Source organism: Streptomyces hygroscopicus subsp. hygroscopicus (assembly GCF_001553455.1).
Taxonomy (GTDB): domain Bacteria; phylum Actinomycetota; class Actinomycetes; order Streptomycetales; family Streptomycetaceae; genus Streptomyces; species Streptomyces hygroscopicus.
Genome location: NZ_BBOX01000588.1, coordinates 1 through 5,382 on the forward strand (window position 1 = coordinate 1; position 5,382 = coordinate 5,382).

The 5,382-nt window shown below is 73.9% G+C and carries 3 protein-coding genes and 1 pseudogene; 1 reads left to right on the forward strand and 3 read right to left on the reverse strand.

Annotated features, from left to right (window positions below; translation table 11 throughout):
* Window positions 1–14: 14 nt before the first annotated feature.
* The 3 genes from AXW62_RS39030 to AXW62_RS39040 form a co-directional block, all read right to left on the reverse strand.
* Window positions 15–2,792, reverse strand: coding sequence for an AfsR/SARP family transcriptional regulator (locus tag AXW62_RS39030; RefSeq protein WP_060948498.1), 2,778 nt, complete (start codon window positions 2,790–2,792; stop codon window positions 15–17).
* 169 nt (window positions 2,793–2,961) lie between these two features.
* Window positions 2,962–3,897, reverse strand: coding sequence for a TauD/TfdA dioxygenase family protein (locus tag AXW62_RS39035; protein WP_102884938.1), 936 nt, complete (start codon window positions 3,895–3,897; stop codon window positions 2,962–2,964).
* 330 nt (window positions 3,898–4,227) lie between these two features.
* On the reverse strand, window positions 4,228–5,142 hold the full coding sequence (locus AXW62_RS39040) for a LysR family transcriptional regulator (protein WP_060948499.1): 915 nt from the start codon (window positions 5,140–5,142) through the stop codon (window positions 4,228–4,230).
* 102 nt (window positions 5,143–5,244) lie between these two features.
* Here AXW62_RS39040 and AXW62_RS46520 point away from each other — a divergent pair.
* Window positions 5,245–5,382 (forward strand): annotated as a pseudogene (locus AXW62_RS46520) (DUF4440 domain-containing protein); the annotation flags it as partial.

A 5,382-nucleotide genomic window follows, 5' to 3' on the forward strand; every position in this document is an offset into this window, starting at 1 on the left:
GGGGCGGGGCGGCCTCAGTGCGGGCCGGGTCCGATCCGCAGGGTCATACAGGCGGGGAAGAGCCCGCTCCAGGTGTGCCCGCGCCAGCTCTCGTACGTACCGGGGCGCTTCCACACGGGCAGGGCCTGGTCCATATGGGCCCGGCCCTCGGGGAACCTGCCCTGCTCCATGTAGGTGATCCCCATCTCGTACAGCGCGAAGCCCTCGTGGTGGATGTTGCCCGTGCGGCGGGCGTACTCCAGGCTCTCCTTGAAACAGGTCAGGGCGTCCTCGGGGCGGCCCAGGCCCCGGTGGGCCCGGCCGAGGTTGCCCAGGCCGATCACCTCGGCCGGCAGGTCCCCGGCCTCCCGGGCCAGCGCCAGCTGCCGCTCCTGCACCGTGATGGCCTCCTCGAACAGGCCCAGTTCGCACAGCGCGTCCGCGAGATTGATCAAGGAGCGCGACGCGCCTTCCCGGTGGCCCAGTCCGCTCCAGATCTCCAGGGCCGCCTCCAGGCAGGCCCGCACGTCGTCATAGCTGTGCTGCAGCCAGTACGCGGCGGAGAGGCCGTCCAGCGCCCACGCCTCGCTCTCCGGGTCGCCCAGGCGGCGGGCGGTCTCGATGGCCAGCTCGTTGACCGTCTGCAGGTCCTGGGCGTGGGCCCGGGGGAAGAGGAACCACTGGAGCGCCCGGGTCAGCCGCAGCCCCAGGCGTGCGATCGCCTCGGGCTGGGCGGGCTCGGCCGCGTGGGCGACGGCGGCCAGGAGATTGGGCAGCTCGGTCCGCAGCCAGCTCTCCGCCTCGTCGTGGCCGGTCAGCGGGACCGCCGGGGCCTCGACGGGCTGCCGGGGCCAGGGGCGGAGCGGGTCGAGCAGGGTGACCGCCTGCTGGGCGGTGGCCGCGTAGCAGGACAGCACCCGCTCCAGCGCCGCCGAGCGCTCCGCCGCGGGCTCCTCCTGCTCCGCCTGTTCCAGGGCGAAGAGCCGCAGCAGGTCGTGCATGTGGTAACGGACGGAGTCCCGGCTCTCCAGGAGCTGGGCGTCGACCAGCCGCTCCAGCGCGTTCTCCGTGCGGTCGGCGGGCAGGTCCAGCAGCGCGGCGGCCACCGGCAGGCTGACATCGTCGCCGTGCACCACGCTGAGCAGCCGGAACGCGCGGACCGCGTCCAGGTCGTCGGAGCGCCGCCCGAGCCGGAACCCCTCGTAGCTCACCTGGAAGCTGATGCGGACGGCCAGATCGCCGAACCGCAGCTCGTCCAGCCGGCCGCGGGCGTCGGTCAGCTTGGCCACCAGGGTGCGCAGCGGCCACGCGGGGCGGGCGGCCAGCCGGGCCCCGGCGATCCGCAGCGCCAGCGGCAGCCCGCCGCACAGCCGGGTGATCTCCTCCGCCTCCGCGGGCTCGGCCCGCACCCGCTCCACGCCCACCACCCGCTCCAGCAGCGCCACCGCCTGGTCCTGGGGGAGCACGTCCAGATGCAGATGGGTGGCGCCCTCCAGGGTGGTCAGCATCTCGCGGCTGGTGACCAGCGCGGCGCAGCCCGGCCCGGCGGGGAGCAGCGGCCGCACCTGGTCCACACTCGCGGCGTTGTCCAGGATCACCAGCAGCCTCCGGCCGGCCGCCAGCGAACGGAACTGCGCGGACGCCTCGTCGGTGTCGCCCGGCACGCTCGAGCCGTCCACGCCGAGGGCGCGCAGGAACCGGCCGAGCACCTCGCCGGGGTCGAGGGCCGACTGCCCGGCGGTCGCCCCGTACAGATCGACATAGAGCTGGCCGTCGGGGAAGCGGTCGGCGAGCCGGTGCGCGGCGTGGATGGCCAGGGCCGACTTGCCGACTCCGCCGGTGCCGTCGATGGCCGCGAGCACCATGGAACGCCCCCCCGCGTCCGCCTCCGCGTCCCCGGTCGCGTCCAGCAGCGCCTGGATCACCGCGACCTCGCCGTGGCGGCCGGTGAACGCGGGGCTGCCGGGCGGCAGCTGGCGCGGGCCCCGGTGGGCCCTGCGGGGCGCGGCGGCGGGCGCGGGCCGCTCCTCCTCCGGGGCGGGCTCCGCCGTCAGGGAGGCGTCGGCGCTCAGGATCCGCTCGTGGAGCCGGCGCAGCGGCGGGGTCGGCTCGACCCCGAGCTCCTCGCCCAGCAGCCGGTGCAGATCCCGGTAGGCGGCCAGCGCGTCGGCCTGCCGGCCGGACCGGTACAGGGCCAGCATCAGCCGGCCGCGCAGCTCCTCCCGGAACGGGTGCTCGGCGGTCAGCGCCTCCAGCTCGCCCAGAACGGCCGTATGCCGCCCGCACCGCAGGTCCGCCTCGATCCGGGCGTCCACGGCCTGCAGCCGGCACTCCTCGAGCCGGGTGGCCTCCGCCGCCACCGCCGGGGTCGGGGGCACATCGGCGAACGGGGTGCCGCGCCACATCGCCAGCGCCTCGCGCAACCGTTCCGCGGCGGCCTCGGGCGCCTCCCGGTCCAGGGACCGCCGCCCCTCCTCGACCAGCTGCTCGAAGCGGTGGGCGTCGAACTCGGCGGCCTCCACGGCCAGCCGGTAGCCGTGCGCCTTGTAGCCCTGCTTCTCGGTGATCAGGGTCTGCCCGGACTCGTCGCCCAGGGTCTGCCGGAGACGGGAGACATAGGTCTGCAGCAGTTTGGTGGCGCTCTGGGGCACCCGGCCCTCGCCCCAGAGCTCGTCCAGGAGCCGCTCGGTGGAGACGGTCTGGTTGGCGTGGCAGAGCAGCACCGAGAGCAGCATCCGCCACTTCGCCGGCCCCAGGGAAGCCCATCCCTCGCCGTTGCGCAGCTCCAGCGCCCCCAGGACCCGGTATCGCACCCGTCGCCTTCCGTTCGGACCGTCAACTGACCACTCCGCAACGGTTATACCTCCGGTGCGGCCCCCACCGTGCATGGTTTCATCCGTCTCGAGCGCATCCTGGCCGGGTACGCGCTCGGGACGGGTGACCGGAAATCACCGTACCGGGGCCACCGCCGGGCGGCGGACCTCAGAACGGCCGGTCGCCCTCGATGGCGACGCGCTCGGCGACCCTGCGGTGCGGGGCGTAGTCGTTGACCGCGTAGTGCTGCGTGGCCCGGTTGTCCCAGAACGCGACATCGCCCGGCTGCCAGTGGAAACGCACCTGGTACTCCGGAACGTGCGCCTGCCGGCACAGGAAGCTCAGCAGCCGGTCGCTCTCCGCCCGCTCCATCCCGGTGATCCGGGTGGTGAAGGAGGTGTTGACGAACAGCATCCGCCGGCCGGTCTCCGGATGGGTGCGCACGACCGGGTGCTCGACCGGCGGGAACGTCTCCTGGAACGGGGCGAGCCGCTCGGGCCCGTAGAAGCGGGCGAATCCGGGGATGAAGTCGTGGACCGCGGTGGCACCGTCGATGCGGGCCTTCACCTCCGCCGGGAGGTTGTCGTACGCGGCCGCCATGTCCGCCCACATGGTGTCCCCGCCCACCGGCGGCACCTCGCGCAGCTGCAGCACGGCGCCGAGCGCGGGCCGCTCCCGGAAGGTGACGTCGGCGTGCCAGACGTTCTCGAAGGTCGGCGTGGCGCCGGAGCCCTTGTCGAAGCGGACGACGTCCTCGCTGGAACCGGCGGCGAGCAGCGGATTGGTCTCCAACTCGCCCCAGTGGCGGGCGAACTGGCGCTGTGCCTCGGGGGTGAGGTGCTGGCCGCGGAAGAAGAGCACCTTCCACTCCAGCAGCGCGCGGTTCAGCTCCTCGCGCAGCGCGGGGTCCAGCGGCCGGGACAGGTCCAGGCCGCGGATCTCGGCGCCGATGACGCGTCCCAGGGGAGCGACCTCGAACCGCTCGTACGGGCGCTCCTCCCACCCGTCGGGCAGCCGGCGCAGGACGCGCGGGCCCTCGTACATTCCGTCCGGCGGTACGGGGGCCTCGCGCAGAGCCGCTGGTGGGGTGTCGACGACGGTCATGGCGTCTCCTCATGCGTGACACGGAAAGGGGGGCAGGCGGGGAGAGGTGCCCTCGTGCCGCGGGGAACCACGGGAGTGTCGTCCGGATCGTCGTGATGCCCGGATCATCGGGGAAATGACCGGCGTGGCCTCGGGGACGCGAGAGCGATGGGCCGCGGAATGCGGAGAATTCCGGTCAGTGGCCCGAGCGCGTACACCCGGTCCGGTCCGGAACGCGAACGTGTCCCGTGGAGTCGAACCGGTGCCTGGTCATGGCCGTCATTGTGGGATCTTCCCCGGTGGGCTGTCAACGGGTCATGTCACGCGTGTCCATGGAGGTGACTCCTTACCTCAGCCGGTGGCGGAGCCGGGCGCCGGGGAGGGCCGGCCGCCCAGGGTGGTGCGGGCGCGCTCGACCAGGGCCCGGCCGGCCGGACCGCTCGGGCCCTGCGCCCGCCAGGCGAACGCCAGCCGCCCCCGCAGGGCGGGCCGGTCGATGCGGAGCGTCCGCAGCCGGTCCGACCGCGCCTCGGCGAACGCGCCGGGCAGGATCGCCGCGCCCAGCCCCCGCTCGGCGAGCTGCGCCAGCACCTCCGGATCGCTGGCCTCGAACGCGATGTGCGGGGTGAAACCGGCGGCCGTACACGCCTCGTCGATCCGGGTGCGCAGCCCCGTGCCGCGCGGCAGGCTGATCAGCGCCCGGCCCCGCAGGGTGTCCAGCGAGATGACGGAGTGCGCGGCGAGCTCGTGGTCATGGCCGACCGCGGCCACGATCGGCTGATCCGTGATCACCTCCAGCTCGACACCGGCCGGGGTGGTGGCGCCCACGCTGACGATCGCCGCGTCGAGCCGCCCGGTGCGCAGGCCCGCCAGCAGCTCGTCCGAGGTGGCCTCGGTCAGGGTGATCTCCACCGCGGGATGGGCCTGGTGGAACTCCGCCAGCAGCCCCGGCAGATCCACGTTGTGCGAGGTCACCGTCCCCACCGCGACATGCCCGCGCAGCAGTCCGGTCAGCTCGCCGACCGCGAGCCGGGCGCCCTCCACCGCCGCGAGCGCCGCTCGGGCGTAGGGCAGCACCGCCGCGCCCGCCTCGGTCAGCCGCACCGAGCGGCCCGAACGGTCCAGCAGCTCCTGGCCCAGCTCGCGCTCCAGCCGCCGGATCTGTGCGCTGACCCCGGGCTGGGCCACGTGCACCTTCTCGGCGGCCCGGGTGAAGTTCCGCTCCTCGGCCACCGCCACGAAGTATGCGAGCTGCCGCAGTTCCATAACCGCTGATTCTAGCAATCAGACACACCATCTCTTGGACTTCTGGTCGCGCCCGCTGGAGAGTGGAGGCACCGAGAACAGGACGGACCAAAGGAGTCGACCATGACCCGCACCCGTGACCGCGCCACCACCCCCGAGGACCTGGCCCGGCTGTTCGTGGAGCGCGCCAACGCCGGTGACGCCGAAGGGCTGGCCGAGCTCTACGAGCCCGACGCGGTGCTCGCCTACCCGCCGGGTTCC